The 26550-nt window shown below is 51.9% G+C and carries 28 protein-coding genes; 26 read left to right on the forward strand and 2 right to left on the reverse strand.

Going from position 1 to position 26550, the window contains the following annotated elements; all coding sequences use genetic code 11:
- Positions 1-163 precede the first annotated feature (163 nt).
- From B5G27_RS08670 to B5G27_RS08730, 14 genes are all read left to right on the forward strand, one after another.
- The gene (locus tag B5G27_RS08670) at positions 164-511 is read left to right on the forward strand and encodes a hypothetical protein (protein WP_143449671.1); all 348 of its coding nucleotides are present in this window, start codon (positions 164-166) and stop codon (positions 509-511) included.
- The gene (locus tag B5G27_RS08675; protein ID WP_087178526.1) at positions 481-933 is read left to right on the forward strand and encodes a hypothetical protein; all 453 of its coding nucleotides are present in this window, start codon (positions 481-483) and stop codon (positions 931-933) included. The genes B5G27_RS08670 and B5G27_RS08675 overlap by 31 nt, the downstream gene beginning before the upstream one ends.
- A 243-nt stretch (positions 934-1176) precedes the next feature.
- Positions 1177-1653 carry a helix-turn-helix transcriptional regulator gene (locus B5G27_RS08680; RefSeq protein WP_087178527.1) on the forward strand — a complete coding sequence of 159 codons (477 nt, stop codon included), beginning with the start codon at positions 1177-1179 and terminating at the stop codon, positions 1651-1653.
- A gap of 2 nt (positions 1654-1655) precedes the next feature.
- Positions 1656-1961 carry a hypothetical protein gene (locus tag B5G27_RS08685; protein WP_087178528.1) on the forward strand — a complete coding sequence of 102 codons (306 nt, stop codon included), beginning with the start codon at positions 1656-1658 and terminating at the stop codon, positions 1959-1961.
- A 306-nt stretch (positions 1962-2267) separates the two neighbouring features.
- The gene (locus B5G27_RS08690; protein ID WP_143449671.1) at positions 2268-2615 is read left to right on the forward strand and encodes a hypothetical protein; all 348 of its coding nucleotides are present in this window, start codon (positions 2268-2270) and stop codon (positions 2613-2615) included.
- Positions 2585-3061 carry a hypothetical protein gene (locus B5G27_RS08695; RefSeq protein ID WP_087178529.1) on the forward strand — a complete coding sequence of 159 codons (477 nt, stop codon included), beginning with the start codon at positions 2585-2587 and terminating at the stop codon, positions 3059-3061. The genes B5G27_RS08690 and B5G27_RS08695 overlap by 31 nt, the downstream gene beginning before the upstream one ends.
- A 55-nt stretch (positions 3062-3116) precedes the next feature.
- Entirely contained in the window at positions 3117-5708 is a 2592-nt protein-coding gene (locus B5G27_RS08700) for a UvrD-helicase domain-containing protein (RefSeq protein ID WP_330399023.1), read from the forward strand.
- A complete protein-coding gene (locus tag B5G27_RS16755) occupies positions 5593-6228 on the forward strand; it encodes a 3'-5' exonuclease (protein WP_330399024.1) in 636 nt (211 codons plus the stop codon). The genes B5G27_RS08700 and B5G27_RS16755 overlap by 116 nt, the downstream gene beginning before the upstream one ends.
- A 181-nt stretch (positions 6229-6409) precedes the next feature.
- Entirely contained in the window at positions 6410-7240 is an 831-nt protein-coding gene (locus B5G27_RS08705; RefSeq protein ID WP_087178530.1) for a CvfB family protein, read from the forward strand.
- Positions 7241-7349: 109 nt separating this feature from the next.
- Entirely contained in the window at positions 7350-7589 is a 240-nt protein-coding gene (locus B5G27_RS08710; RefSeq protein ID WP_087178531.1) for a polya polymerase, read from the forward strand.
- A 122-nt stretch (positions 7590-7711) separates the two neighbouring features.
- Complete coding sequence (locus B5G27_RS08715; protein ID WP_087178532.1) at positions 7712-11185, forward strand: DNA polymerase III subunit alpha; 3474 nt, start codon at positions 7712-7714, stop codon at positions 11183-11185.
- Between the two features lie 96 nt (positions 11186-11281).
- Positions 11282-12301 (forward strand): 6-phosphofructokinase, encoded by a 1020-nt coding sequence (gene pfkA, locus B5G27_RS08720; protein WP_087178533.1) that lies wholly within the window; start codon positions 11282-11284, stop codon positions 12299-12301.
- Positions 12302-12365: 64 nt separating this feature from the next.
- A complete protein-coding gene (gene murI, locus B5G27_RS08725; RefSeq protein ID WP_191375052.1) occupies positions 12366-13187 on the forward strand; it encodes a glutamate racemase in 822 nt (273 codons plus the stop codon).
- 3 nt (positions 13188-13190) lie between these two features.
- Positions 13191-13685 carry a DUF1934 domain-containing protein gene (locus B5G27_RS08730; RefSeq protein WP_087178535.1) on the forward strand — a complete coding sequence of 165 codons (495 nt, stop codon included), beginning with the start codon at positions 13191-13193 and terminating at the stop codon, positions 13683-13685.
- Positions 13686-13818: 133 nt separating this feature from the next.
- Here the strand turns inward: B5G27_RS08730 and B5G27_RS08735 are convergent, their stop codons facing one another.
- On the reverse strand, positions 13819-14250 hold the full coding sequence (locus B5G27_RS08735; RefSeq protein WP_087178536.1) for a hypothetical protein: 432 nt from the start codon (positions 14248-14250) through the stop codon (positions 13819-13821).
- A gap of 121 nt (positions 14251-14371) precedes the next feature.
- On the opposite strand from B5G27_RS08735, the gene B5G27_RS16020 reads away from it, so the two are divergent.
- From B5G27_RS16020 to B5G27_RS08750, 4 genes are all read left to right on the forward strand, one after another.
- Positions 14372-14527 (forward strand): hypothetical protein, encoded by a 156-nt coding sequence (locus B5G27_RS16020; RefSeq protein ID WP_162611224.1) that lies wholly within the window; start codon positions 14372-14374, stop codon positions 14525-14527.
- Positions 14515-15990, forward strand: coding sequence for a cardiolipin synthase (gene cls / locus B5G27_RS08740; RefSeq protein ID WP_087178537.1), 1476 nt, complete (start codon positions 14515-14517; stop codon positions 15988-15990). The genes B5G27_RS16020 and cls overlap by 13 nt, the downstream gene beginning before the upstream one ends.
- A gap of 108 nt (positions 15991-16098) precedes the next feature.
- Positions 16099-17172 carry a trigger factor gene (gene tig, locus B5G27_RS08745; RefSeq protein WP_087178538.1) on the forward strand — a complete coding sequence of 358 codons (1074 nt, stop codon included), beginning with the start codon at positions 16099-16101 and terminating at the stop codon, positions 17170-17172.
- 99 nt (positions 17173-17271) lie between these two features.
- Entirely contained in the window at positions 17272-18141 is an 870-nt protein-coding gene (locus tag B5G27_RS08750) for an aldose 1-epimerase family protein (RefSeq protein WP_087178721.1), read from the forward strand.
- Positions 18142-18261: 120 nt separating this feature from the next.
- Here B5G27_RS08750 and B5G27_RS08755 read toward each other — a convergent pair whose 3' ends face one another.
- Positions 18262-18879, reverse strand: a complete 618-nt coding sequence (locus B5G27_RS08755; RefSeq protein WP_087178539.1) for a TetR/AcrR family transcriptional regulator — start codon at positions 18877-18879, stop codon at positions 18262-18264.
- A gap of 255 nt (positions 18880-19134) precedes the next feature.
- On the opposite strand from B5G27_RS08755, the gene B5G27_RS08760 reads away from it, so the two are divergent.
- The 8 genes from B5G27_RS08760 (at position 19135) to greA (ending at position 26513) form a co-directional block, all read left to right on the forward strand.
- The gene (locus B5G27_RS08760) at positions 19135-19476 is read left to right on the forward strand and encodes an SCP2 sterol-binding domain-containing protein (RefSeq protein ID WP_087178540.1); all 342 of its coding nucleotides are present in this window, start codon (positions 19135-19137) and stop codon (positions 19474-19476) included.
- 149 nt (positions 19477-19625) lie between these two features.
- Positions 19626-20570: an alpha/beta hydrolase gene (locus tag B5G27_RS08765; protein ID WP_087178541.1), complete on the forward strand. Its 945-nt coding sequence runs from the start codon at positions 19626-19628 to the stop codon at positions 20568-20570.
- Entirely contained in the window at positions 20570-21973 is a 1404-nt protein-coding gene (locus B5G27_RS08770) for a condensation domain-containing protein (RefSeq protein WP_087178722.1), read from the forward strand. Before B5G27_RS08765 ends, B5G27_RS08770 begins: the two co-directional genes overlap by 1 nt.
- 65 nt (positions 21974-22038) lie before the next feature.
- Complete coding sequence (locus B5G27_RS08775; RefSeq protein ID WP_087178542.1) at positions 22039-22275, forward strand: acyl carrier protein; 237 nt, start codon at positions 22039-22041, stop codon at positions 22273-22275.
- Positions 22276-22368: 93 nt separating this feature from the next.
- Positions 22369-23877: an AMP-binding protein gene (locus B5G27_RS08780; RefSeq protein WP_087178543.1), complete on the forward strand. Its 1509-nt coding sequence runs from the start codon at positions 22369-22371 to the stop codon at positions 23875-23877.
- Between the two features lie 298 nt (positions 23878-24175).
- On the forward strand, positions 24176-24946 hold the full coding sequence (locus B5G27_RS08785; RefSeq protein ID WP_087178544.1) for a type III pantothenate kinase: 771 nt from the start codon (positions 24176-24178) through the stop codon (positions 24944-24946).
- Positions 24943-25902, forward strand: coding sequence for a tRNA dihydrouridine synthase DusB (dusB, locus tag B5G27_RS08790; protein ID WP_087178545.1), 960 nt, complete (start codon positions 24943-24945; stop codon positions 25900-25902). The genes B5G27_RS08785 and dusB overlap by 4 nt, the downstream gene beginning before the upstream one ends.
- Positions 25903-26027: 125 nt before the next feature.
- Positions 26028-26513: a transcription elongation factor GreA gene (gene greA, locus B5G27_RS08795; RefSeq protein ID WP_087178546.1), complete on the forward strand. Its 486-nt coding sequence runs from the start codon at positions 26028-26030 to the stop codon at positions 26511-26513.
- Positions 26514-26550: the final 37 nt, after the last annotated feature.

Raw genomic sequence — 26550 nt, forward strand, 5'->3', positions numbered from 1 at the left:
GGGGATCAAACTATCAGTTTCAAATTCATTTTATTTCAAGGCTGGTTCAGCCGGTTATTCACAGATGTGAGACGTGAACTGCAAAGGAAAGGAGTGAGGAGCAGGAGCTGTTTATTTATTGTAAATCAAAAGCAAAAATACTATAATCAAAGGAGAAAAGCTTATGGAAGAAAAAACAAAACTGAATATGCAGATGTATGATGCTGAGAGTATCCTTGCTCCCCTGCAGAAGCTGAACCTGATGGATGATTTCCTGTTTGATGCTGCCACCGGGGATCTGGAAACATGCAGGATCATTATCGAACTGTCACTGGGCATCAGGATCCGTAACATTGCCTGGAAAGAAGGACAGAAGGTGATCCGCAATCTTCCGGGGAACCGGGGGATCCGGATGGATTTCTATGTGGGTTCGACCTTTATGGATATGGGCTGTACCGATATACATTTGACAACCGGTGCAAAGAGCTCCCGGATCTGGTCATGGGAGACGAATGCAGCAAGATCATCCTGAATACGAAGGGGAAAAATGAAGACAGAGTAGACAGGGCGCTGATCGATTTTTTGCATTACGTGGAAAAGAGCAGCGACGAGAATGTGCCGGAAGACTGTGATGAGCGTTTGAAACATCTGCATAAAAAGATTCACCAGATCAAAATGAGTGAGGAGATTGGAGTGAGTTATATGAAGATGGAAGAACGCGACAGATTGATAAGAGCAGAAGGAAGAGCAGAAGGCGAGGCCCGGCTGGTCGGTGTTATCCGAAAAAAGGTTTCAAAGAACATGTCGGCTGCTGATATTGCAGACTGGCTGGAGACAGGGCGTGAAGAGGTGGAGAGAACAATAGAGCTTCTTGGAGCGCATCCTGACTGGACGGACCTTCAGGTCGCGGAAGAACTGCTGGGCAGGGGAAACCTTGCCAAATTCGATGCGTAGTTTTGATTTTTAAGTTTTGGCAGCCGGATATACAGTCACCTTAGCCCTCTCCACATACATACCAGCTCCGTCCTGCCCGCCAATTCTGAATTTTTCTGGTATATGAGAAGAAAATAAGAGAATGTCAAAGAAATTTACCTATGTTCCAAGCAGATTTACTGGTATCAGGCAACGTTATCTGGTACGATACAGGCGGAATAAAAGAGGATTTCAAAAAAATGTGGACATGAAGGAGAATTATTAATGCTCGGAGATAAGCTAATGGAAGTGAGGAAAAAGCACGGGTACAGTCAGCAGGAGATCGCTGATATGCTGTCCGTCAGCAGGCAGACAATCTCGAACTGGGAATCTGGTCAAGGGGCGCCTGCCTTGGATAAAGCGTGCGAGCTTGCCAGGATATATAAGATCAGTCTGGATGAGCTGGTTGGAAATGAAGTGAGAAACAGGGTGGAAAAACAGAAAGAAAAAGATATCCATGTGTTGAAAAAACTGACAGGGAGGACTTGTATTCTGGACTGCTCGGACTGGGATGTACTGCTTTTAGATGGAGCGGAGGATGCTTCCGGCAATATCCGAGTAAGAATACTTGATGTGAATGAGGCATGGATGAAGATTGAATATACCCGTAGAAAAGAAGGGACGATATTCCAGAAGGAAACCGTGCAGAGAGTGGTTGATCTGTCGAAGATACAGGGGATCGGATTTGAAGAGGGGGAGTAAGGATGGTCGTTTTTTTGTTAATTGTGCTGATCGTGCTTTTGATCTATATTATCTGGGAAAAGAAAAAAGGAAATGAGCAGGGAAAACAAGAATTTTCATGGAGCCCTTTTCTGCCGGGATATAAAGGGAAAAACTGTGAGATTGCTGTAAAAGAACCCCTTCCTTACATTGATATTATGTACAGTGAAAAAGGAATGCTGCTTGATATGGATGACGAGTGGATCATGCTTTTATGCAGACGGAAAAAGAAGACAGTAGTAAAAATACTTCGGATCGATAATATAAGTTCGGTGAAAGAAATCGTCTGATAAAAAATGTTCTGACGGGTTATTTCCTACATAATATTAAAACTGCAAAATGTACAAAATTGCTGTGGGTGGTTTGAGTAAAACTGCCCATAGTTTTTTCTGCCCGGATATGCTATGATTAAGTCCATCTGATCCCCGGTCATGGGGATCAAACTATCAGTTTCAAATTCATTTTATTTCAAGGCTGGTTCAGCCGGTTATTCACAGATGTGAGACGTGAACTGCAAAGGAAAGGAGTGAGGAGCAGGAGCTGTTTATTTATTGTAAATCAAAAGCAAAAATACTATAATCAAAGGAGAAAAGCTTATGGAAGAAAAAACAAAACTGAATATGCAGATGTATGATGCTGAGAGTATCCTTGCTCCCCTGCAGAAGCTGAACCTGATGGATGATTTCCTGTTTGATGCTGCCACCGGGGATCTGGAAACATGCAGGATCATTATCGAACTGTCACTGGGCATCAGGATCCGTAACATTGCCTGGAAAGAAGGACAGAAGGTGATCCGCAATCTTCCGGGGAACCGGGGGATCCGGATGGATTTCTATGTGGGTTCGACCTTTATGGATATGGGCTGTACCGATATACATTTGACAACCGGTGCAAAGAGCTCCCGGATCTGGTCATGGGAGACGAATGCAGCAAGATCATCCTGAATACGAAGGGGAAAAATGAAGACAGAGTAGACAGGGCGCTGATCGATTTTTTGCATTACGTGGAAAAGAGCAGCGACGAGAATGTGCCGGAAGACTGTGATGAGCGTTTGAAACATCTGCATAAAAAGATTCACCAGATCAAAATGAGTGAGGAGATTGGAGTGAGTTATATGAAGATGGAAGAACGCGACAGGCTGATAAGAGATGAAGGTTTAAGGCGGGGAAAAGCGGAAGGCAGGGCAGAGGGCGAGGCCCGGCTGGTGAGTATTATCCGAAAAAAGGTTTCAAAGAGCATGTCGGCTGCTGATATCGCAGATTTGCTGGAGACAGGGTGTGAAGAGGTGGAGAGAACAATGGAGCTGCTTGGAGCGCATCCTGACTGGACGGACCTTCAGGTCGCGGAGGAACTGCTCAGACAGGAAGCTACATCAGAGGGGCAGGAGTAGCTCAACAGCCGATATAGAGAACGAAACTTAAGCAAGAAAGAGAAGGTGGCATTCTATGTACATAGCGGATCTGCACATCCATTCCCGGTACTCCCGGGCGACCAGCAGAGAGTGTACCCCGGAGTATCTGGATCTCTGGGCGAGGAGAAAAGGCATCCATATCGTGGGGACAGGAGATTTCACACACCCGGCATGGCGGGAGGAACTGGCAGAAAAGCTCGTGCCCGCGGAGGACGGACTGTATGTGCTGAGAGATGAGTACCGGATCAAAGACGGCAGTGTGCGGGGAGATATGGTTCCCCGCTTTGTCATCACCGGAGAGATCAGTTCCATATATAAGAAAAATGGGAAGGTGAGGAAGGTCCACAGTGTGATCATCCTGCCTGGGCTTGAGGATGCAGAGCGGATCTCAAATAAGCTGGAACAGATTGGGAATATCCATTCCGACGGGCGTCCGATCCTGGGGCTGGACTGCCATGACCTGCTGGAGATCACTCTGGAGCTATGCCCTTCATCGGTGTATGTGCCTGCGCATATCTGGACGCCTCATTTTTCCATGTTCGGCGCGTTTTCCGGGTTTGATACGGTGGAAGAGTGCTTTGAGGATCTGACCCCGCATATCCATGCCGTGGAGACAGGGCTTTCTTCGGATCCGCCTATGAACTGGCGCGTCTCCGCCCTGGACCGGTTCCAGCTCGTGTCGAATTCGGATGCTCATTCTCCGGCGAAGCTGGGGAGAGAGGCAAATCTGCTGGATATTCCTATGTCCTACGAAGGGCTTGTGCAGGCGATACAGACAGGAGAGGGACTGTACGGTACCATCGAGTTTTTCCCGGAGGAAGGGAAATACCATATGGATGGGCACAGGAAGTGCAATCTCTGCCTGTCTCCTTCTGACACTATGAAATATAATGGGATCTGTCCGGTGTGCGGCCGCAAGATCACCATCGGCGTATCCCACCGGGTGGAGGAGCTTGCGGACCGTCCGGAAGGATATGTGCGGGAAGGGGCAAAGGCCTTTGAGAGCCTTGTGCCGCTCCCGGAAGTGATCGCCGCTTCTATGGGATGCTCGGCGGCGAGTAAAAAGGCAGGAAAAGAGTATGCGCATATGCTCTTGGGGCTGGGCCCGGAGTTTGAGATATTGAGGACACTCCCCATCGAGGATATCCGGCGGGTGTCCGGCACAAGGATTGCGGAAGGAATCCAGCGGCTCAGGGATGGGAAAGTAGAGCGCATCCCCGGATTTGACGGCGAGTATGGTGTGATCCGTCTGTTCAGCGCGGATGAGCTGGAAAATACAGAAGGACAGATGAGCTTCTTTGATATGATCGGCGCGGCAGCCGTTGGTGCGGAGAAAGACGGCTGCACGGATAAGACTGTCGGTGAGGATGAGGCCGGAGGGGAAAGCGCTGTTGAAGAGAATGGGATCGATCGCAAGGGCAGCCGTGTGCAGACCGCAGCCCTGGATCCGGAGCAGCTCCGGGCGGTCACATCAGGGGCTGCGCGGATCGCTGTCAAGGCAGGACCGGGCACGGGGAAGACAAAGACTCTTGTATCCCGCCTGAAATATCTTCTTGAAACCCGCAGGGGGCGCCCGTCTGAGATCACAGCAGTCACATTTACAAATCAGGCGGCGGCTGAGATGCGGGAGAGAGTAGTCAGAGAGACCGGGAAAAGATCAGCGGGCAGGATGATGACGATCGGCACTTTCCACGCGGTCTGCCTGGATTTCCTGAAAGCGCAGGGCAGGGAATTCTTCCTGGCAGGAGAGGCAGAGCTCCGGGAGCTGGCGGAACAGGCATTGGACGAGTGCGGGCAGACGATGAGCGCAAAGGAATTCCTTGAGCAGGTGTCGCGGCAGAAATCAGGGATCGCGGACGCACAGACAGGACAGGCATATGACCGCTATGAACAGTTAAAAGCAGAGAAAAAACTGTACGATTTTGACGATCTTCTCCTCTGCACCGCAGATCTGATCGAGAGCGGGAATGTGCAGCCCGGGTGGGAGAAGAGTTTCCGGTATCTTCTTGTGGATGAATTCCAGGACATCAACCTGATCCAGCGCCGTCTGATCAAGATCTGGCACAGTTTCGGGCAGGAGCTCTTTGTGATCGGGGACCCGGACCAGTCGATCTATGGTTTCCGCGGGGCGGACGCGGAGTGCTTTGAAAAACTGGCAGAGGATTATCCGGACCTTGAAGTGATCGGGCTGAAGGAAAATTACCGCTCCGCGCCGCAGATCCTGACAGCGGCGGAGACAGTTATGGGCAGGAGGGAAAGCCTGCACGCCAACTGCCCGGACAATGTGCCTGTGCGTGTCGTGCAGGCGGCAAGCCCCCTGGCAGAAGATATTTTTATCGCAAAGGAGATCGGGCACATGGCAGGCGGCGTCGGAATGCTGGAGGCCCACAGAGAAGCATGGGAAAACGGAGACCGGAAGGTCAGAGGCTTCGGGGATATCGCCGTCCTGTACCGGACGAACCATCAGGCGCATCTCCTGGAAAAATGCCTGAAAAAAGAGGGGATCCCCTATGTCGTGGCAGGGCGGGAAGAGTTTCTCCAGGCTGATCTGGAAGCTCCCGTGGAATACTATGACGGAGGAGCTGATCAGGAATACAGCGGAAAAACTGAGGCTATCATGGAATAAGAAAAAGCCGCAGAAATTCCTGGAAGAATGGATTTCTGAGATGGGACTGGAAGAAGAGCAGGCGATGGCGCAGTTTGCGGGAATGACCGTATTTTACAGGACAATGGATGAATTCCTGAGCGCTCTTGAGCTGGGCGTGGAGAGCGACCTGAAACGGTGCGGGAATAAGCAATATGTATCAGAGGCAGTGACCCTGATGACGCTCCACGGCTCAAAAGGACTGGAGTTCCCGGCAGTATTCATCTGCGGGGCAGAGAAAGGGCTGATCCCGCTGGAGAGCGAAAAACACCCGGCAGACAGAGATGAGGAACGGCGGCTGTTCTATGTGGGGATGACCAGGGCAAAGGAAGAGCTGGTCATTACATCGTCAGGCGAACTCTCTGAGTTCCTAGAGGAGCTGAAAAAGAAAAACGGAGAAAATGGAGAAAATGAGCTGCCGGACAGCCGGATCAGATGGGAACAGGCCGCGGAGCGGAAAGTGGAAGAGGACTTCCACCAGATGAGCCTCTTCGAACTATGACCTTTTTGAACTATGACCTCTTTGAACTATGACATTGACATTCTTCCCGTGATACCTTAGATTATAGTGAGACGAAAATATAGTAAGATGAAAATACAGCGGGATAAAAATATAGTAAGATAAAAATACCGGGAAAGCCTGACAGACAGAAGGGGATGTCCCGAAAAGGAGACCAAAAGATATGAGATTAGGAGAAAAGCAGGTGCTCACCGTGGTCAAGACCGTTGACTTCGGCGTGTACCTCGGAAGTGATGAAGAGCGGGTGCTGCTGCCGAAGAAGCAGGTGCCGGAAGGGATCGAAGTGGGCGATCCGGTGGAAGTATTCCTCTATAAAGATTCCTCGGACAGGATGATCGCCACGACAAAGGAACCGAAGATCACCCTGGGAGAACTGGCTGTGCTCGAGGTGGCTGACGTGGGGCGTATCGGTGCGTTCCTGGACTGGGGGCTGGAGAAAGACCTGCTCCTGCCGTTTAAGGAACAGACTGTAAAAGTGGAAAAAGGCGACCGCTGCCTTGTCAGCCTCTATGTGGACAAGAGCGGGAGACTGTGCGCGACGATGAAAGTGTACCCCCTGCTGCGGACTGATTCTCCGTATAAAAAGAATGACATGGTCAGAGGTACAGTCTATGGGATCAGCCGGGAGTTCGGCGTATTTGTCGCGGTAGATGACCGGTATTCCGCCCTGATCCCGCGCAGGGAAGTCTATGGCAGGATGTTTATCGGCCAGCAGGTCGAAGCCCGGGTGGCGGATGTGAAGGCGGACGGGAAGATGGACTTAAGCGTCAGGGGCAGGATCCCGGAGCAGATGGACGCGGACGCGCAGCAGATCATGGAAAGGATCGAAAAGAACGGCGGATGTCTCCCGTTTACGGACAAGGCAGACCCGGAGCGGATAAAAAGGGAGTTCGGCATGAGCAAAGCCGCGTTTAAGCGGGCCGTGGGCAGACTGTTAAAACAGGGAAAGGTCACCATAGACGAAAATCAGGGAAAAATCTTGCAATCCAGATGAAATCGTTTATAATAGGCATAGGAGCGGGTCGGGCGCGGAACAGTGCCTGCGTTCCTCCGACAGAGGTTGAAAATGTAAAAATCAGAAAGCATAGAAAGGAGAACATAAAATGAAAGTTCAGAATATTACAGATATAGACGGCTTTTTTAAAGTCATTGATTCCTGCAAGGGTAAGGTAGAGCTGGTGACAGGAGAGGGAGACAGGCTGAACCTGAAGTCCAAACTGTCCCAGTATGTTTCCATGGCAAATATCTTCTCAAACGGCGAGATCCCGGAACTGGAGGTCATCGCATATGAGAAGGAAGATATAGACAGGCTGATCCAGTTTATGATGGAAGGCGCAGAGTAAGATCCTGCCGGAGAAACATAGACACAGGCTGTCTGACGGCGGTCTTCAGACAACAGCAGGACAGGATAAGCAGGGCAGTTTCCGAAAAGGGAGCCGCCCTTTTCATTTAATCGAGGTAAGAGATGAGTTTTGTACATTTGCACGTCCATACAGAATACAGTCTTCTGGATGGCTCGAACAAGATAAAAGAATATGTATCCAGGGTGAAAGAGCTCGGGATGGACAGTGCGGCGATCACGGACCACGGCGTGATGTACGGTGTGATCGATTTCTACCGGGAAGCGCACAGGCAGGGGATCAACCCGATCCTGGGCTGCGAAGTCTATGTGGCGCCGAATTCCCGGTTCGACCGGGAAGTGACGGGCGGGGACGACAGATATTATCATCTGGTGCTCCTGGCGGAGAATAATACCGGGTATGCGAATCTCATGAAAATCGTATCAAAAGGTTTTGTAGAGGGATACTATTATAAGCCCCGCGTGGACAAATCGCTCCTGCGGGAATATCATGAGGGTATTATCGCGCTGAGCGCCTGTCTGGCGGGAGAAGTGCAGCGCTATATCGTGAAGGGATTATATGATGAGGCAAAAAAGACTGCCCTGGAATATCAGGAGATCTTCGGTGAGGATAATTATTTCCTCGAACTGCAGGACCACGGCATCCCGGATCAGGCGTTGGTGAACCAGCAGCTTTTGAAGATGTCCCAGGAGACGGGGATCGGGCTGGTGGCGACCAATGACGTCCACTATACGTATGCGGAAGACGCGAAGCCCCACGATATCCTGCTCTGTATACAGACAGGGAAGAAGCTCTCTGATGAGAACAGGATGCGGTATGAAGGCGGGCAGTATTATGTGAAATCTCCCGAAGAGATGGAAAAGCTCTTCCCGTATGCGCTCCAGGCGCTGGACAATACCCAGAGGATCGCGGACCGGTGCCATGTGGAGATCGAGTTCGGGGTCACGAAGCTGCCCAAGTATGACGTGCCGGACGGGCTGACTTCCTGGGAATATCTTCAGAAACTCTGCTATGAAGGGCTTGAGAAACGCTATGGGGAGCCGACAGAGGAGCTGAAGGACAGGCTGGCATATGAGCTGGATACGATCCGGAACATGGGATATGTAGACTACTTCCTCATTGTATGGGATTTTATCAAATATGCCAAGGATCATGGTATCGCGGTCGGGCCGGGTAGGGGATCAGCGGCGGGGAGCATCGTCTCCTACTGCCTGGGCATCACTACCATTGATCCGATCCGCTACCAGCTCCTGTTCGAGCGGTTCCTGAACCCGGAGCGTGTATCCATGCCGGATATCGACGTGGATTTCTGTTTCGAGCGCAGGCAGGAAGTGATCGATTACGTTGTGCGCAAGTATGGCAAGGACAGGGTCGTACAGATCGTTACGTTCGGAACGCTTGCCGCCCGGGGCGTCATCCGCGATGTGGGAAGAGTGATGGACCTTCCGTACGCGTTTGTGGACAGCATCGCGAAAATGATCCCCCAGGAACTGAATATCACGATCGACAAGGCGCTGAAGGAGAATCCGGAGCTGAGGCGGACTTATGAAAATGACGAGCAGGTGAAGACGCTCATCGATATGGCGAAGCGTCTGGAAGGGCTTCCGCGGCACAGTTCCATGCATGCGGCGGGCGTAGTCATCAGCCAGAAATCCGTGGACGAATACGTGCCTCTGTCCAGGGCTGCGGACGGTACGATCACCACCCAGTTCACCATGACGACCCTGGAAGAGCTGGGGCTTTTAAAGATGGATTTCCTGGGGCTCCGGACGCTGACTGTGATCCAGAACGCGGTGCAGATGGCGAGGAAGAAAGAGCCCACCATTGATATGGAGAAGATTGATTACAATGACGCAAAGGTGCTGGACTATATCGGCACAGGGAAGACGGACGGCATCTTCCAGCTCGAGAGCGCGGGGATGAAGAGCTTCATGAAGGAGCTGAAACCCCACAGCCTGGAGGACATCATCGCCGGGATCTCCCTGTACCGTCCGGGCCCCATGGATTTTATCCCGCAGTATATCAAGGGAAAGAATGACGCGTCGTCCATTACCTATGACTGCCCGCAGCTGGAACCGATCCTGGAGCCGACCTACGGGTGTATCGTGTACCAGGAGCAGGTTATGCAGATCGTGCGCGACCTTGCGGGGTACACGCTGGGGAGGAGCGACCTTCTGCGCCGTGCCATGTCCAAGAAAAAAGGCGACGTCATGCAGAAGGAACGCCAGATCTTTGTCTATGGGGACGAAGAGGCGGATGTGCCGGGATGTGTGAAGAACGGGATCGACGAGAAGACGGCGAATAAGATCTATGATGAGATGATCGATTTCGCGAAATATGCGTTTAACAAATCCCATGCGGCGGCATATGCGGTCGTGGCATATCAGACCGCGTGGCTGAAATATTATTATCCTGTGGAGTTTATGGCAGCGCTCATGACGTCTGTGATCGATAATCCGTCGAAAGTGGCAGAATATATTTACAGCTGCCGCCAGATGGGGATCCAGATCCTGCCGCCGGATATCAACAAGGGAGAGGCGGATTTTTCCGTTGACGGCGGGAATATCCGTTACGGGCTCGCAGCGATCAAGAGCATCGGCCGCCCGGCCGTGCAGGCAGTGATCGGGGAGCGGGATGCATTCGGGCCATTTAAGAATCTGGAGGATTTCATTACCCGGATGTCATCAAAGGACGTGCTCAACAAAAGAACGATCGAGAACTTTATCAAAGCCGGGGCACTGGATGCACTGGGCGGGACCAGGAAACAGTTCATGAGCATCTATGTGCAGATCGTGGACCATGTGAACCAGGAAAAGAAATATTCCATGTCAGGCCAGATGAGCCTCTTCGATCTGGTGGGAGAGGAAGAGAAAGCGGATTTCCAGATCCGTATGCCGGACGTGGGAGAATATGCAAGGGAAAACCTGCTGGCATTTGAAAAAGAAGTGCTTGGGATCTACGTCAGCGGACATCCTCTGGAAGAGTACGAGGAGAAATGGAGAAAAGTGATCTCCGCGACCACCCTGGATTTCCAGCCGGACGAGGAGACAGGGAGGACAAAGGTGCGGGACGGCTCCAGGCAGATCATCGGAGGCATGATCACGGATAAGACGGTGAAGCATACGAGGACGAACCAGATGATGGCGTTCGTGACGGTGGAGGATCTGCTGGGTACGGTCGAAGTCGTCGTTTTCCCGAGGGATTACGAAAACAGCCGGGAATTCCTCGAGGTGGACAACAAGGTATTTATCCGCGGGAGAGTGTCCGAGGAGGACGAGAAGGCGAGCAAGCTGATCTGCGAGAAAGTGATCCCCTTCGAGAGGACAAAACGGGAGCTGTGGCTCCAGTTCCCGGATAAGGAGACGTATCTCGATGAAGAGCAGATCGTGTACGGATACCTGGCGGATTCCGAGGGCGAGGACGAAGTCGTGATCTACTGCGCGAAGGAACGGGCGGTCAAGAGGCTGCCAAGGAACAGGAATATCCACATCGATGACCGGGTTTTGAGCAGACTGATGAATCATTTTGGGGAGAGCCGGGTAAAAGTGGTGGAAAAAGCTATTGAAAACCACTTCTAAATAGGGTAGAATAATTTCGAAATTGTTAAAAAATTTACAATTTTTGGGTTTGACAGTTATCTGACTTTGACTTTTAAAGGAAAGGTGGAAAAAATCATGGCAGAGAACAGTATGATGGACAAAGAAAAATATTTAGACGAGATTGAAGACAGCATCCGCACGATCGGTGTCCTGACCAGCGGCGGCGACGCACCGGGAATGAACGCAGCGATCCGCGCCGTTGTGAGGAGAGCGCTTTCAAAAGGACTGAAAGTGCGCGGCATCCGCAGAGGGTATCACGGACTTCTCAAAGAAGAGATCATCGATCTTTCCGCACGGGATGTGTCTGACACGATCCAGCGCGGAGGTACGATCCTCCAGACTGCGCGCTGCAAAACAATGCGCACGGAAGAGGGACAGCAGAAGGCGGCTGCGATCTGTAAGAAATATGGGATCGACGGGCTTGTGGTCATCGGCGGAGACGGATCATTTGCAGGTGCTCAGAAGCTGGCGAACCTGGGAGTAAATACGATCGGCGTGCCGGGTACGATCGACCTGGATATCGCATGTACAGATTATACGATCGGTTTTGACACAGCGGTCAACACCGCGATGGAAGCGATCGACAAGGTGCGCGATACTTCTACATCCCATGAGAGATGCAGTATCATCGAGGTTATGGGACGTGATGCGGGATACCTGGCCCTGTGGTGTGGTATCGCCAACGGCGCAGAGCGTATCCTGATGCCGGAGGAGCACGATTTCGACGAGCAGGCTCTGATCGAGGATATCATGAAGAATAAGAAGCGCGGCAAAAAGAACTATATCATCATCAATGCCGAAGGTATCGGTGACTCCATCAATATGGCGAAGAGGATCGAGGAAGCGACAGGCATTGAGACAAGGGCAACGATCCTGGGACACATGCAGCGCGGCGGAAGCCCGACATGTAAGGACAGGGTATATGCTTCTATCATGGGGGCAATGGCTGTGGATCTTCTCTGCCAGGGCAAGACGAACCGCGTAGTCGGATATAAGAACGGCGAGTATGTTGACTACGACATCGAGGAAGCGCTTGCAATGAAGAAGTCGATCTCAGAGTATCAGTATAATATCGCAAAATCACTTGCGATCTAAATGACGGGATAAGATCAGGGGCAGACAGAATAAGAGCAGGGTCAGGAGAGATCAGGACGTGAATATGGAGAACAGGAAGACAGCGCCGGTGGGCGTGTTTGATTCCGGTGTAGGGGGGCTGACGGTGGCGAGAGAGATCGCCCGTCAGCTTCCTGACGAAAATATCATATATTTTGGCGATACTGCGCGCGTACCGTACGGAAGTAAATCCCAGAACACGATCATCCGCTTTTCAGAGCAGATTATCCGCTTTCTCAGGACAAAAGAGGTCAAGGCGATCGTGATCGCGTGTAATACGGCCAGTGCGCTTGCGCTGGATGCGGTGAGGGATGAATTCGAGATCCCGATCCTGGGCGTGGTGATCCCGGGCGCGAGGGCGGCTGTGGAGGCGACCAGGAATAAAAAGGTGGGGGTCGTAGGGACAGACGCCACGGTGCAGAGCGGGATGTATACAAAGGTGATCCATGGGATGGATCCGGACGTCACGGTCATTGAGAAAGCCTGCCCTCTTTTTGTGCCTCTGGTGGAAGAGGGGTTCAAAGACCATATCGTGACGCAGGAGATCATAGAGTATTACCTGGAATCCATGCGCAGCACGGATATTGACGCAATGATACTCGGGTGCACGCACTATCCGCTCCTGCGCTCCAGGATCCGTGATTACATGGGCGATAAGATCCAGATCGTTAATCCGGCGTATGAGACGGCCATGGACCTGAAAAAGCTGCTGCATGAGATGGATATGGAAAATGACGGATCAGATGCGCGGCACAGCAGGTATTCATTCTATGTGAGCGATACCGCGGAGAAATTCCGCAGATTTGCGAACACAGTCATGCCGTTCGACGTGCCGACCACAAATGTGGTAAATATCGAGGAGTATTAACTGATGACAAAGGATGTACTGGTCAGTATTTCGGGAAAACATATTGATATCATGAATGACCCCGCAGAGGGGTATGAGACCGGGGATGACGCCATTGAGGTCGTTACCCCGGCTGATTATTACTGCCGGAACGGCAAACATTATATTATCTACGACGAAGTTTTCGAGGGGACGGCAGGGACTGTTAAGAACAAGATCAAGATCACAGGCACAGATATGGTAGAGATCATGAAGAGCGGCCTGACCAGCTCACACATGATCTTTGAAAAAAACAAAAAGAACCTGACCTATTATAAGACCCCGTACGGGCAGATGCTCGTCGGAGTCAATACAAAGAAAATGGAGATCAGCGTGGAAGACGATAAGATCGGCGTCCTGGTCGACTATGAGCTGGACGTCAACCACGAACCCCTCGCTGACTGCAAGATCAAAATGAGCATCATGCCCAAAGAGAGTGCGGAGTGGATAAAAGGGGCGTCCCCGGAGTATGTATCATAACGCGGGACCCGCTCCTCCTTCCGTCTTAGAAAAAACAAGTTCCCGGACTGCTTTGAGGTAGAGCGGAGCGGGTCCTGCGTTATGATATGCAGTCCGGGAACGGACCTTATACTAAAACCATCAGGGGAGCGATTTACCGCTTAAAGAACCCTTTCTTTTTCTGCGGCGGCTCTATGGAGCCTCCTCTGACGCTTTTGATCTCTGTTATGTAGAGACCGCTGACAACAGCCTTGATCTCTTTCTTGACCGGCATGACTTCGAATACTTTGTTCTCACACATGAGAGTCATGATCCTGGGGCCGATCTTAGCCTTTACCACCGGGATCTTCGTACGTCTTAAATACTTGGGAGTATTCTCAACGACAGCAGCGGGCAGCCCCGCTTCTTTTAGTTTCATTTTCTTTTTATCGATGATCAGCATACTGATGACCTGGGCGGCTGCCTCCATCTGTTCCTTCTGGGCTGCCTGCTTTTTCTCAGCTTTTTTTCCGAAGATATACAGGGCGATGCACGCTGCGATCACCAGTACAAGAATAACGGTCAGTACGATAGTTAATGGACTCACATCATAATCCTCCTAAATCATAGATTTCCGCTTTTGCGCAACTAGTATTGTAACATCCTTTCAGGGCAAGTGCAAGCAAATCAGCATATTTGGAGCGGGTTCCGGAAGCAGATCAGTATATTTGGGGTTTACTTTTTATCGGGGAAGCGGGTATACTGTTAGAGTAGCGTTCCTGCGCGGGAGTGAGATCCGGCGCAGAGGGCTGATCCTGTTCCCGGAGCGGAAGCGGCGGGTGGCAGGGAAGATGAAAAAGGAGTTTTTTACATGGCAGAAATGATTTGGAACGGAGCGGTGACGGTCTATGATTTCATCATGGACAATATCGTTATCATTAACATCCTCTTCGCGCTGATCATCGTCTTTTTCCAGAGAAGGTCTCCCCAGACTGTGTGGACATGGCTGCTTCTGCTGTATTTTATACCGATCCTGGGATTTATCCTGTATCTGGTCATCGGGCAGGATTTCCATAAGAGCAGGATGTTTAAGGCGAAAGAGATTGAAGGGGAGCTGAAGTACGCGGTCAGGAGACAGGAGGAAGCGGTCTATCACAGGCGGCTTAAGCTGGCGAACCCGGAGATGGAAAGGTTTAAGGATCTGATCCTCTATAATCTGGAGGCGGGCGAGGCGGTCCTGACGGATAACAATGACATCAGGATCTATATAGACGGCAAAGCAAAATTCCGTGCCCTCATAGAAGAGATGAAGCAGGCGAAGCGGTATATCCATCTCCAGTACTATATTATCCGCAATGACGAGCTGTGGCAGGAGATTGAGAAAGTCCTGATCCAGAAAGTGCGTGAGGGTGTGGAAGTGCGCGTGCTTTTTGACAGTATGGGATGCCGTACCATGAAGAACCGGGACTGGGAGCGCCTGGAGAGAGAAGGGATCCAGGTGGCGGAGTTCTTCCCCGCACTGCTGGGGAAACTCCAGCTCCGCGTCAATTACCGCAACCACAGGAAGATCGTGGTCATTGACGGAAGGATCGGATTTGTCGGCGGATTTAATGTGGGAAGGGAGTATCTTGGCAGGGAGAAGAAATTCGGCTACTGGCGGGATACCCATCTCTGCATCGAGGGGGCGGCTGTCACTTCGCTTGCAGTGCGTTTTGTCCTCGACTGGAATTATGCGTCTAAGGAAAATCTGTTCCTGGAGGATAAGCTGTTTGAGATCCCGGAATATGTCCGAAAAGGCCGTGACCCGGTGCAGATCATATCCAGCGGCCCTGACTCGCAGACCAAGACGATCCATGACAATTACCTGAGACTGATCCACAGCGCGAAAGACCATGTGTATATCCAGACGCCGTATTTTATACCGGATGAATCCATACTGGACGCCCTGAAGATCGCCAGCAGGTCCGGGGTGGATGTGCGCATCATGGTACCGTGCAAGCCGGACCATCCGTTCGTCTACTGGGCGACATACTCTTACATAGGGGACATGGTCGCGGCGGGAGCGAAGTGCTATGTGTACAATAATGGCTTCCTGCACGCGAAGACGCTGAGCGTGGACGGCATGGTAGCCTGTGTGGGCACCGCGAACATGGATATCCGCAGTTTCGGGCTGAACTTTGAGGTCAACGCTGTTATTTACAGCGAGCGTACTGTCCAGCGACTGGAGCGTGCGTTTGAAAATGATATGACACAGTGTACGCATGTGACGAGAAAAGTTTATGACGAGAGAAGCCTGGTCATCAGAGGCAAGGAACAGTTCTCAAGGCTTCTGTCCCCGCTCCTGTAAGCAGGAAGGAACTGCGGACAGGGCGGAAGGATTATGTTATCAGACCGGCGCAGATGTGCCGGAGCAGATAAAATATAATATACAAAGGTTATAAAAGGAGAAAGAGAAATGAAAAGCAAGATCATCGCAGTTATGCTTGCCGCGGCTTTAGCCGGTACACTTCCGGGATGCAGCAGCGGAGAATTGTCCAATGAATATGTGACAGTGACCCAGTACAAGGGGCTGGAAGTACCGCAGGCGGAAAAGTCGGAAGTGACCGACGACCAGGTGGAGCAGGCCATCCAGACCAATCTTCAGAGTACGGCAGAAAAAGTGCCTGTAACGGACCGCGCGGCAGAGATGGGCGACTGGGTAAATATAGATTTTACAGGATATCTGGATGGAGTGGCATTTGACGGCGGGACTGCGCAGGCGCAGGAGCTCCAGCTTGGCGCCGGCGGTTACATAGGCGCCTCGGGAGACTATGCGGGATTTGAAGATCAGATCGCAGGTCACCAGGCAGGGGAAGCGTTTGATATCACCGTACAGTTCCCGGATAACTACACAGCGGATATGGCAGGAAAAGTGGCTGATTTCCATATCGTGCTCAATGAGATCTACACGGAGAATGTACCGGAACTTACAGATGACTGGGTAAAAGCAAACATCGAAGGGACAGATACCGTGGACCAGTACCGCGAAGACCTGAAAAAGCAGCTGGAGGAGCAGGCGGAGCAGACAGCGCAGGCGCAGCTGAAAAATTCTGTCCAGACAGCTCTCATGGATAAGATCGAAGTGGAAAAGTATCCGGAAGATGCCGTCAATGAGCAGGTGCAGCAGATGGAAGACTATTACACGCAGATGGCGTCTATGTATGGTATCGAGCTGACAGAGTTTATCGAGACCTATCTCCAGACGACGGAGGATGATTTCCACGCTAAGATCAAAGAAGCTGCACAGCAGACTGCTGCCCTGGAGGAAGCGATCCGTCTGATCGCGGAAAAGCAGAAACTGGAACCCTCTGACAAGGAGTATGAAGAGATGGCTAAGGAGTATGCCCAGCAGGCGGGCATGGACGATGTGGATGCCTATAAAGAGCAGGTGGGAGAAGACGTGCTCAAAAATGCGATCCTGGTGGATGTAGTGACAGACTATCTGGTAGATGAATGCGTCCAGGTGGAGGATACGGATACAGCAGAGTAGGCAGATACGGCGGGCATGCGGATACGGCAGGCATGCGGATACAACAGGCATGCGGACCGGCAGCCTGGGATGAGGAAAAAAGAAAAGGAGGAGAATGGAATGAAGCTGGAAAATGAAAGACTCTGTGTAGAAATCTCAGAGCAGGGAGCGGAAGTGACGAGGATCTATGATAAAAAGAAGGATACAGAGCTTCTGTGGAACGGGGATCCCGCATACTGGAAGAGGCATTCCCCGATCCTGTTCCCGAATGTGGGGAAGACATACCACAATACAGTGCTCATCAACGGGACACAGTACCCGACCTCGCAGCACGGGTTCGCGAGGGATAACAGATTTCAGTGTGTCAGGGAGACAGCGGATACAGTTTCTTTCCTGTTTTCCTCAAACGAAGAGACAAAAGAAGTATATCCCTTTGATTTTGAGCTGACAGTCACGTACAGGCTGGAAGGAGACTGCCTCACCGTAAAATGGGGAGTCCAGAATACAGGGGATGAGGAGATGTACTTTACGATCGGCGGGCATCCGGCATTCTGCTTCGCGGACGCAGCGGATAAAAAAGAAGACTACATCCTGAAATTCCCGGGGAAGACATCCCTGGATTATATCCTGATCGACCTGGCGGAGCTGGCGGCGGATACGGAGAAGGTGTATAAGCTGGAACTGGAGGATGAGTGCTGCCCGCTGAATGAAGAAATGTTTGAAAATGACGCCCTGATCCTGGACCATGGCCAGATCAGCGAGGTGTGGCTCTGCCATAAGGACGGCACGCCGCGCGTGGGGATGAAGTGCGGCGGCTTTCCCAATTTCGGTATCTGGTCCGTAAAAAACGCGCCGTTTGTCTGCCTGGAGCCGTGGATGGGAAGATGCGATGATATCGGGTTTGACAGAGAGCTCTCGGAGAAGCCGGATGTCAACAAAGTGCCGGCAGGCGGCAGGTTCGAACAGAGCTATGTGATCGTGGCGGGCTGAGCTGAGCGCGCGGCGATTGCAACTGACCGTGTGAGACGAAAGCTGGCCGCGGCGGGACAGGCTGCCGCAGCGTAAGAAAAAATGCCGTGAAACACGTCACGGCATGAAAAACTGATATGATCAAAAACCAGACATAAGAAAATTCAGCGAGCCGGGCGGGTTATCTGTCCCTTTTTCCAGAAGGGAGACCAGCCCGGCTATTGTATTCTCTATCTCTTCCCGGGAAGACGGGATCAGAGTGTTATCCATCTTTACTGTCAGTATGATCAGTACGATCTCTGCGAGGGCATCCGGCTTGTCGAAAGAAATTTCTCCTTTATCGATCCCCTGGCGTATGATCTCAGCCAGCACGGGCTTCAGCTCTGTGATCAGATGGTTGAGGTATTTCTGGTGGAGGAAGGATTCTTCCTGCGCCCCTGTCCCTTTGCCTTCCCTGGACCTTAAATATTCGGAAGAAGAATTCCGGCAGGCCTGGAAGATCATCGCCATCCTGGTAAACGGCGGGATCTCTGTCTGGGAAGAAAGATTTTTCGCGGTAGCCAGCGGTTTTTCATAGTTCCGCTCAACGAGCGCGTCCAGGATCGCGTCCTTTGACGGGAAGTAGTAGTAAATGCTGCCTTTCCCGATCCCGGCGGTCTGGGCGATCTCGCTCACGGAAATGGTCTGCAGGTTCCTGCTTTCCAGAAGCTTCTGCAGGGAATCTAATATAAGTTCGTATTTTTGTGATTGTACTGCCATGATTTTCGCCTTTCAAAATGACTGGATATGTGAGTGTTATCATGCTGCCGTAAGTTCTGTGTGATTTTACACCTCAGTATAGCACATCAGCAAAAAAAGGACTACTGATCAAAACGCACAAAAAATTGTCCGGAAATCATGTTTATTTTGATGATAGCGCAAATTGACCGATGGTCGAAAAGGTGATAATCTAACGGAAGAAAAGGGATGACCGGTGGTCGAAAAAAGAAAGACACGGTCGAAAAGGAGGAAACCATGACTTACGCAGATATGTTTTCAAAAGTAAAAGGGATGCTCATTGGCGCTGATGTGAGCGATATCCAGGAGCACCTGGCTTATCAGTTTAATATCACAGGCGAGGCGGAAGGGATCTTTTACGCGGAGGTAAAAGACGGACAGCTCTTTGTGGAGCCGTATGAATATTTTGACCGCGACGCTATGTTCACATGTTCGGCGGAGACGCTGTTCAAGATCGCGGAGGGAAAGACAGACCCCATCCTGGCAGTGACACTCGGCAAGCTGAAAGTAGAAGGGAATATTGACAAAGCGCTCAGGCTGAAAGACCTGATCAACAGCAGGAAAAAAGCGGCAAAATGAGCAGACGCGGCAGCGGACAGAGAGTGCCGGCGGCAGGATCCTGACAGCGCAGGCGCAGACAGAGCGCAGGTATAGCGCAGGTATAGTACAGATAGAGCACAGATATAGTACAGAAAGTTTGGACATGACAGGAAGGAAGATGCCAGAAAATGAGCAGGATATTAAAGACAGCGGCCGCGCTTCTCGGAGCAGCGGCAGCAGCGGAGGCGGCGGGCAGCGCCTACCTTTACAGGAGGACCATGATCCGCTATAACGCGAAGACGGAACGCACGATGAAGATGTCCGGCGTGGACTGGGAGAAATACATTCCCATGATGAAAGAGCGCAGGGAATGGATGATGCAGCAGCCCCACGAGGATGTGTGGATCACTTCCCATGACGGCCTGAAGCTCCACGGTACTTATTTCAAAGGCGATGAAGGGAACAAGGCGGTGATCTGCTTCCACGGGTATACGAGCGAGGGGCTGAACGACTATGGCAGCCTTTCCCATTACTATCTGAAGCACGGGTTCCGGATGCTGCTCATCGACCTGAGAGCCCACGGGAAGAGCGAGGGCGAGCACATCGGCTTCGGCAATATGGACAGGCTCGACGGGATGCGCTGGGTGCAGTGGATGGTGGAGAAGATGGGAGATGACGCCCAGATCCTGCTCCACGGGAATTCCATGGGGAGCGCGACGGTCTGCATGATGAGCGGGCTGGAGCTTCCGCCCCAGGTCAAGGGGATCATATCCGACTGCGCGTTCACCTCGATGAAAGAGGTGTTTACCCACGTGCTGCACAGCATGTACCATATCCCTGCATTCCCCATGCTGCAGATCGCAGACTGGGCGAATAAGAGGCAGGTCGGCTACGGGCTGGACGACTTAAGCTCAGCGCGAGAGGTCAGGAAGGCGAAGGTGCCGTTCCTGTTCATCCACGGAGAGGACGACGTCTTCGTGCCGTGCTGGATGACGGAGGAGATTTATAAGAACTGCGCGTCCCCGAAGACGAAGCTGATCGTCAAGGGAGCCGGGCACGGAGAGAGCTATTATAAGGATACAGAAGGCTATGAGAGAGCAATGGATTCATTTATAGGAGGAGTCATAAAATGATGAAGACAAGGAAGGGATACAAAGTATATCCGCTGACAGTCGCACAGAAGTTTCATATGTATTACGCGCCGCACTGCCCGAGCCTGGCTGTGCTGAATATCGGGACGAGCCTGACGATCGAGTTCGAGCTCGACTGGGACGAGCTGAAGAGAGCGGTCAATAAAGCGTATGAGAGAAGCGAAGGGATGCGCGTCCGCTTCGCAAAGGATAAAGAAGGAAACTACTATCAGTACATAGTTAAGCATGAAGATCAGGACATCGAGTTCGTTGATTTCTCGAACGGGACGATGGAAGAAGCGGAAGAGACGATGAAGGCATGGACGAGAGTCCCGTTCAAGCTTGAGGATACGCAGCTTACAAGAGTTGTTATGATCAAGATGCCGGACGGGTTCAACGGACTCTATTTCCTCGGTCAGCATATGATCGTGGACGCGCAGTCGCTGATCTGTTTCCTGAAGGATATCATCGAGCTCTACTGCAATGCGAAGTTTGAAGGAGTTCCGTACCCGAAGGAAATGACGTCCTATCTCGAACAGCTGCAGAAGGATCTCGCGTATGAGGCGGGGAGCAAGGCGCAGAAGAGAGATATCGAGTATTTCCAGAAGGAGATTGAGAAGGGAGAGCCGATCTTCAGCGGCATCACAGGAAGAGATAAGCTGGAAGCGGCGAGAGAGATGTTCAAAAATCCGGAACTGCGCACCGCATTCAGTGCATCCGGTGATACGACGTCCGCGCTGGATATCTTCCACCTGGAGGAGGAGCCCACGAAGCGGCTCATGGACTTCTGCGAGAAGTATCATGTCTCCCTGGCATGCCTGCTCCTGATGGGGCTGCGCACCTATCTCCAGAAGATGAACGGATTCGAGGATGTGTCCATCAACAATGCCATCGCGAGACGTGCTACCCTGAAGGAGAAGAAATGCGGCGGCACAAGGATCCACTCCTTCCCGATCCGCACGATCTTCCCGGAGGATATGAAGTTCATCGACGGAGTTTTTGCGATCCGCGATAAGCAGAACGAGATCTTCCGCCATGCAAATTACGACCCGACGGCATATTTTGCATACCGCTCAAAGACCTATCCCCAGCCGCACGCAGGGCTTACCTATGAGCAGATTTCCCTGACCTACCAGCCGCTGACGCTGAAGGAGAAGGGGCTGGACCAGCTCGGGGATATCCGTTATAAGACAAAATGGTATCCGAACGGCACATGTCCGCAGGCAATGTACCTCACTGTGATGCACCGTCCGGAGGACAATGGGCTGGACTTCAACTTTGAGCATCAGGTCAAGGCAGTGTCCAGGGATGAGCTGGAATACCTGTACTATTATCTGTGCAAGATCATGTTCAAGGGTGTGGAGAACCCGGATCTGACGATCGGAGAGATCATCAAGTTAGTATAGGGCCGGACGCAGGGAAAATTCTTATATAGATAGAAAGATATATAGATAGGAAGAGGAGAACGATCATGTTTGAAAAATTAGTTGATATCATCTGCAATTATGTTGAAGTTGAGCCGGAGAATATTCATCCGGAGTCCCGTTTCATGGAAGATCTCGGATTTACCTCCTTTGACTTTATGAGCATGCTCGGCGAGATCGAGGATGAGTTTGACGTAGAGGTGGAGCAGACTGAGGCGGCGAACATCCGCACAGTGCAGGAAGCTGCTGACTATCTGGAGAAGCTGGCAGCTGAAAACGAATAAAGGATACACACAGTTTTAGTCTGCCTCTCCCGGGGAAGCTGCGGGAAGGCCTGGTCCTGCGCCCGGCAGGCGCAGAGAAAGGAATGTAAAAATATGCTTTGCACTACCGTCCGCGAGATCCTGGTCAATACAGAGAAAAAGTATGGGCCGGAAGACGCGATCCGTTATAAAGTAAAGAAAAATGAAATCGAATCGAAAACTTACACACAGCTGAGGGAAGACAGCGAAAGCTTCTCAAATATACTGAAAGACCTCGGCGAGCAGGGAAAACATATCTCAGTCATCGGCATGACTTCCTATGAGTGGCTCGTGGCATATTTCGGCACAGTCAACAGCGGGAGCGTCATCGTACCGCTGGATGTGAATCTCCCGGCGGAGGACGTGTGCGACCTGATCGCGCGTTCGGACTCTACGGTGCTCGTATACGATGAGGTGAGGAAGGATGTGGCGGCGATCGCCAAAGACCGCTGCCCGCAGCTTAAGACTCTGATCTCCATGCAGCAGGCAGAGCATGATGACCATGCATACTCTTTCCGGAAGCTGCTGGGAGAGCATCGGGGGAGCTTTGACTATACGCCGGAGCCGGACCAGCTCTGTACGATCATGTTCACATCCGGCACGACCGGGAAGAGCAAGGGCGTCATGCTGACCCACAGGAATGTAGCGGAGAACGCGACCTGCCTTGACATGAAGATCCCGGAGCGCACGGTCATTATGACAGTGCTTCCCATCCACCACGCGTACTGCCTGAGCATGGATATCCTCAAGGGCGTATCCCTGGGCTCGGTGATCTGCATCAATGACTCGCTGATGCGTGTGGCAAAAAATATCAAGCTCTTCAAGCCGGAGATGATCCTGATGGTGCCGCTCATGATCGAGACCATGGCAAAGAAGCTCGAAGAAGCTTCCATGCTCCCGGCGAAGCTTGTGAAGAGCCAGGTGTTCGGAAAGCAGTTCCACACGATCTGCAGCGGCGGCGCTTACCTGGACCCGTCGTACATCGACCTGTTCAGGAAATATGACATCGTGATCCAGCAGGGATACGGCATGACAGAGTGCGCGCCGGTCATCAGCGTGAACCAGAGCTGGAATATCCGCTCGGATTCTGTCGGGCAGCTTATCCCGAACTGCGAGGCAAAGACCGTGGACGGCGAACTCTGGGTGCGCGGCAGCAGCGTCATGCAGGGATACTACAAGATGCCGGAGGAGACAGCGGAGACGCTGGAGGACGGATGGCTCAAGACCGGGGACCTTGGATACGTAGATGAGGACGGATTCGTCTACCTTACGGGAAGAAAGAAAAACCTGATCATCACAAAGAACGGGGAGAATGTGTCTCCTGAGGAGCTGGAGAACGCCCTGAGCACGAACCGCCTTGTGGGCGAAGTCCTCGTGCGCGAAAAAGGCGGCGTGATCGAGGCGGAGATCTACCCGGATCAGGATTATGTAAAGAAGAAACGTATCAAGGATGTGCGCGCGGCGCTTCAGGACGTGATCGACGAGTACAACCGCGGCGCGGCGCCTCAGAAGAAGATCTACAGCCTGATCGTCAGGGATACGGAGTTCGAGAAGACGACCACGAGGAAGATCAAGAGGTTCTAGGACATTGCCGGTAAACAATGGGCTGATGTACAGAGCATAATATAGAAAAGATAATATGAGCAAAGCAGCGGGCAGAGAGGATTTCTGCCCGCTGCTTTGCTGAGCGGCGGAAAAGCCGGTTCTGTTCGGGGCCACTGTTGCACGGCATGTTATTGTGACCGGTAACCGAGGCACATGTGCTGTCTCGAAAACTTTGCAAAAAGCGTTGACTCCGCCCTTTTTTGACTGTTATGATATACAAACATGAAGAAAAAATATGCAGGGCCCGGATGGAGGGAAATGTCAGAGGAGGACAGTTATGCTGCTTACGATCGATGTGGGAAATACAAATATTACAATGGGGGCGTTTGACGGGGAGTTCCTTCCCGGCATGTTCCGCATGACGACAAAACGCCAGCGCACTTCGGATGAATACGGAATGACGATCTGCGGCATACTGGAACACCGGGGGATCGATCCGAAGCAGATCGATGCGGTGATCATCGCATCCGTTGTCCCGGACATCATGCATTCCCTGACAAGCGGTGTCATCAAGTACCTGCACACTACGCCGGTGATCGTGACGCCGGAGTCGGACACGGGCATCCGGGTAAATACGGAGAACCCGTCCAGGACAGGTCCGGACCGCATTGTGAACGCAGTGGCAGGATATGAGATTGCTAAAGGTCCGGCTATTGTCATTGATTTCGGAACCGCGACAACCTATGATCTGATCGGACCGGACGGGACGCTCGAGGCGTGTATCATCGCGCCCGGCATCGAGACGGCGGGGCGTTCGCTCTGGGGCGGAGCCGCCATGCTGCCCGCGATCCAGATCGAAAAGCCGGATACCATCCTGGCGCGGGATACTATCGCGGGAATGCAGGGCGGGCTTGTATTCGGAGCGATCGGTCAGACAGAATATATCGTGCGGAAGATGAAAGAAGAGTCCGGGTATGCGGACGCCTATGTCATAGCCACGGGCGGCCTGGGAAAGATCATCGCAAAAGAGACAGAGTGCATTGATCTGTATGAACCGAGGCTGACACTGAACGGGCTGAGGCTGATTTATGAGAGGATTGCGCAATGAAGCATTTAAAGATAGGAAATATAGAACTGGAAAACAGATATATTTTAGGACCCATGGCAGGCGTGACGGACCTGCCATTTCGTCTGCTCTGCAAGGAGCAGGGCGCGGGGCTCCTCTGTATGGAGATGGTGAGCGCGAAAGCGATTTACTATAACAACAGAAATACAGAAAGCCTGCTGGAGATCCATCCGGATGAGACGCCGGTCTCTCTCCAGCTCTTTGGCTCTGACCCGAAGATCATGAGCGAGATGGCGAAGCGGATCGAGGAGAGGCCGTTTGCCATCCTGGACGTCAATATGGGATGCCCTGTGCCGAAGGTCGTCAGGAACGGCGAGGGCTCGGCCCTGATGAAGGAGCCGAAGCTGGTCTATGAGATCGTCAGCGCCCTTGTGAAAGCGATTGATAAGCCTGTGACTGTAAAGATCAGGAAAGGCTTTGACGATGACCATGTGAATGCGGTGGAGATCGCAAAGATCATCGAGGAGGCAGGCGCGGCGGCTGTGGCGGTGCACGGCAGGACGAGAGAGCAGTATTACAGCGGCAAGGCGGACTGGGATATCATCCGGCAGGTGAAAGAGGCCGTGTCCATCCCTGTCATCGGGAACGGGGACGTGACGTCCCCGCAGAAGGCGGATGTGCTGGTGCGCCAGACCGGGTGCGACGGGATCATGATCGCCAGGGGTGCGGAAGGGAATCCGTGGATCTTCTCGGAGATGATCCACTGGGAAGAGACGGGAGAACTCCCGTCCAGGCCGGATAAGGATGAGATCCGGGAAATGATGCTTAAACATGCCCGCCTGCAGCTGAAGTATAAGGGCGAATTCTGCGGGATCAGGGAGATGAGGAAGCATGTCGCATGGTACACGAAAGGGCTCAAAGGAGCGGCCCGTCTGAGGGAAAAAGTGAACGCTGTGGAGAGCCTTGAAGAGCTGGAAAATCTCTTGACATCATTATAGAGTTTGGTTATAATATTGAAATTGCGAAATAGACTTAAATGACAGCATTACAGGACATACAGTCCCGTGTGATGAACATCAAAAAATAGAAAGAAAACCAGAGAAACAGAAAGGAAGCGTAACCAATGGCAGAGGCAAAGAAAAGATTACTTACTTATGCCGGATTAAAGGCACTTGAGGATGAGCTCGAAGATCTTAAAGTGGTAAAGAGAAAAGAAGTCGCAGCCAAGATCAAAGAGGCCAGAGAGCAGGGGGATCTTTCCGAGAACGCAGAGTACGACGCGGCGAAGGATGAGCAGAGAGACATCGAAGCCCGCATCGAGGAGCTGGAAGGGATCCTGAAAAACGCAGAGGTAGTCGTTGAGGATGAAGTTGACTTTGACAAGATCAATGTGGGATGTACGGTGAAAGTGTACGACATCACTTATGACGAAGAGATGGAGTTCAAGATCGTCGGCTCCACAGAGGCAAACAGCCTTGAGGGAAAGATCTCCAATGAGTCGCCGGTCGGACAGGCCCTGCTCGGAAGAAAAGTCGGCGAGACAGTGACCGTAGAGACACAGGCAGGAGACATTGAGTACAAAGTGCTTGAGATCAGCCGTTCAAAGTAAACATACGAGAACATAAGACATGACACAGACCTCTTAA

It is taken from the genome of Lachnoclostridium sp. An76 (assembly GCF_002161355.1).
Taxonomy (GTDB): domain Bacteria; phylum Bacillota; class Clostridia; order Lachnospirales; family Lachnospiraceae; genus Mediterraneibacter; species Mediterraneibacter caccavium.

Coding starts and splice junctions, on each gene's coding strand:
- pfkA (WP_087178533.1), top strand. CDS start 11,282: ATGGCAGAGAACAGTATGATGGACAAAGAAAAATATTTAGACGAGATT.
- cls (WP_087178537.1), top strand. CDS start 14,515: ATGGCAGAAATGATTTGGAACGGAGCGGTGACGGTCTATGATTTCATC.
- murI (WP_191375052.1), top strand. CDS start 12,366: ATGGAGAACAGGAAGACAGCGCCGGTGGGCGTGTTTGATTCCGGTGTA.
- B5G27_RS08770 (WP_087178722.1), top strand. CDS start 20,570: ATGAAGACAAGGAAGGGATACAAAGTATATCCGCTGACAGTCGCACAG.
- B5G27_RS08685 (WP_087178528.1), top strand. CDS start 1,656: ATGGTCGTTTTTTTGTTAATTGTGCTGATCGTGCTTTTGATCTATATT.
- B5G27_RS08675 (WP_087178526.1), top strand. CDS start 481: ATGGGAGACGAATGCAGCAAGATCATCCTGAATACGAAGGGGAAAAAT.
- B5G27_RS08700 (WP_330399023.1), top strand. CDS start 3,117: ATGTACATAGCGGATCTGCACATCCATTCCCGGTACTCCCGGGCGACC.
- B5G27_RS08750 (WP_087178721.1), top strand. CDS start 17,272: ATGAAGCTGGAAAATGAAAGACTCTGTGTAGAAATCTCAGAGCAGGGA.
- B5G27_RS08755 (WP_087178539.1), bottom strand. CDS start 18,879: ATGGCAGTACAATCACAAAAATACGAACTTATATTAGATTCCCTGCAG.
- tig (WP_087178538.1), top strand. CDS start 16,099: ATGAAAAGCAAGATCATCGCAGTTATGCTTGCCGCGGCTTTAGCCGGT.
- B5G27_RS08780 (WP_087178543.1), top strand. CDS start 22,369: ATGCTTTGCACTACCGTCCGCGAGATCCTGGTCAATACAGAGAAAAAG.
- B5G27_RS08760 (WP_087178540.1), top strand. CDS start 19,135: ATGACTTACGCAGATATGTTTTCAAAAGTAAAAGGGATGCTCATTGGC.
- B5G27_RS08765 (WP_087178541.1), top strand. CDS start 19,626: ATGAGCAGGATATTAAAGACAGCGGCCGCGCTTCTCGGAGCAGCGGCA.
- B5G27_RS08680 (WP_087178527.1), top strand. CDS start 1,177: ATGCTCGGAGATAAGCTAATGGAAGTGAGGAAAAAGCACGGGTACAGT.
- B5G27_RS08705 (WP_087178530.1), top strand. CDS start 6,410: ATGAGATTAGGAGAAAAGCAGGTGCTCACCGTGGTCAAGACCGTTGAC.
- B5G27_RS08775 (WP_087178542.1), top strand. CDS start 22,039: ATGTTTGAAAAATTAGTTGATATCATCTGCAATTATGTTGAAGTTGAG.
- dusB (WP_087178545.1), top strand. CDS start 24,943: ATGAAGCATTTAAAGATAGGAAATATAGAACTGGAAAACAGATATATT.
- B5G27_RS08670 (WP_143449671.1), top strand. CDS start 164: ATGGAAGAAAAAACAAAACTGAATATGCAGATGTATGATGCTGAGAGT.
- greA (WP_087178546.1), top strand. CDS start 26,028: ATGGCAGAGGCAAAGAAAAGATTACTTACTTATGCCGGATTAAAGGCA.
- B5G27_RS08785 (WP_087178544.1), top strand. CDS start 24,176: ATGCTGCTTACGATCGATGTGGGAAATACAAATATTACAATGGGGGCG.
- B5G27_RS08695 (WP_087178529.1), top strand. CDS start 2,585: ATGGGAGACGAATGCAGCAAGATCATCCTGAATACGAAGGGGAAAAAT.
- B5G27_RS08690 (WP_143449671.1), top strand. CDS start 2,268: ATGGAAGAAAAAACAAAACTGAATATGCAGATGTATGATGCTGAGAGT.
- B5G27_RS08710 (WP_087178531.1), top strand. CDS start 7,350: ATGAAAGTTCAGAATATTACAGATATAGACGGCTTTTTTAAAGTCATT.
- B5G27_RS08715 (WP_087178532.1), top strand. CDS start 7,712: ATGAGTTTTGTACATTTGCACGTCCATACAGAATACAGTCTTCTGGAT.
- B5G27_RS16755 (WP_330399024.1), top strand. CDS start 5,593: ATGTCGTGGCAGGGCGGGAAGAGTTTCTCCAGGCTGATCTGGAAGCTC.
- B5G27_RS08730 (WP_087178535.1), top strand. CDS start 13,191: ATGACAAAGGATGTACTGGTCAGTATTTCGGGAAAACATATTGATATC.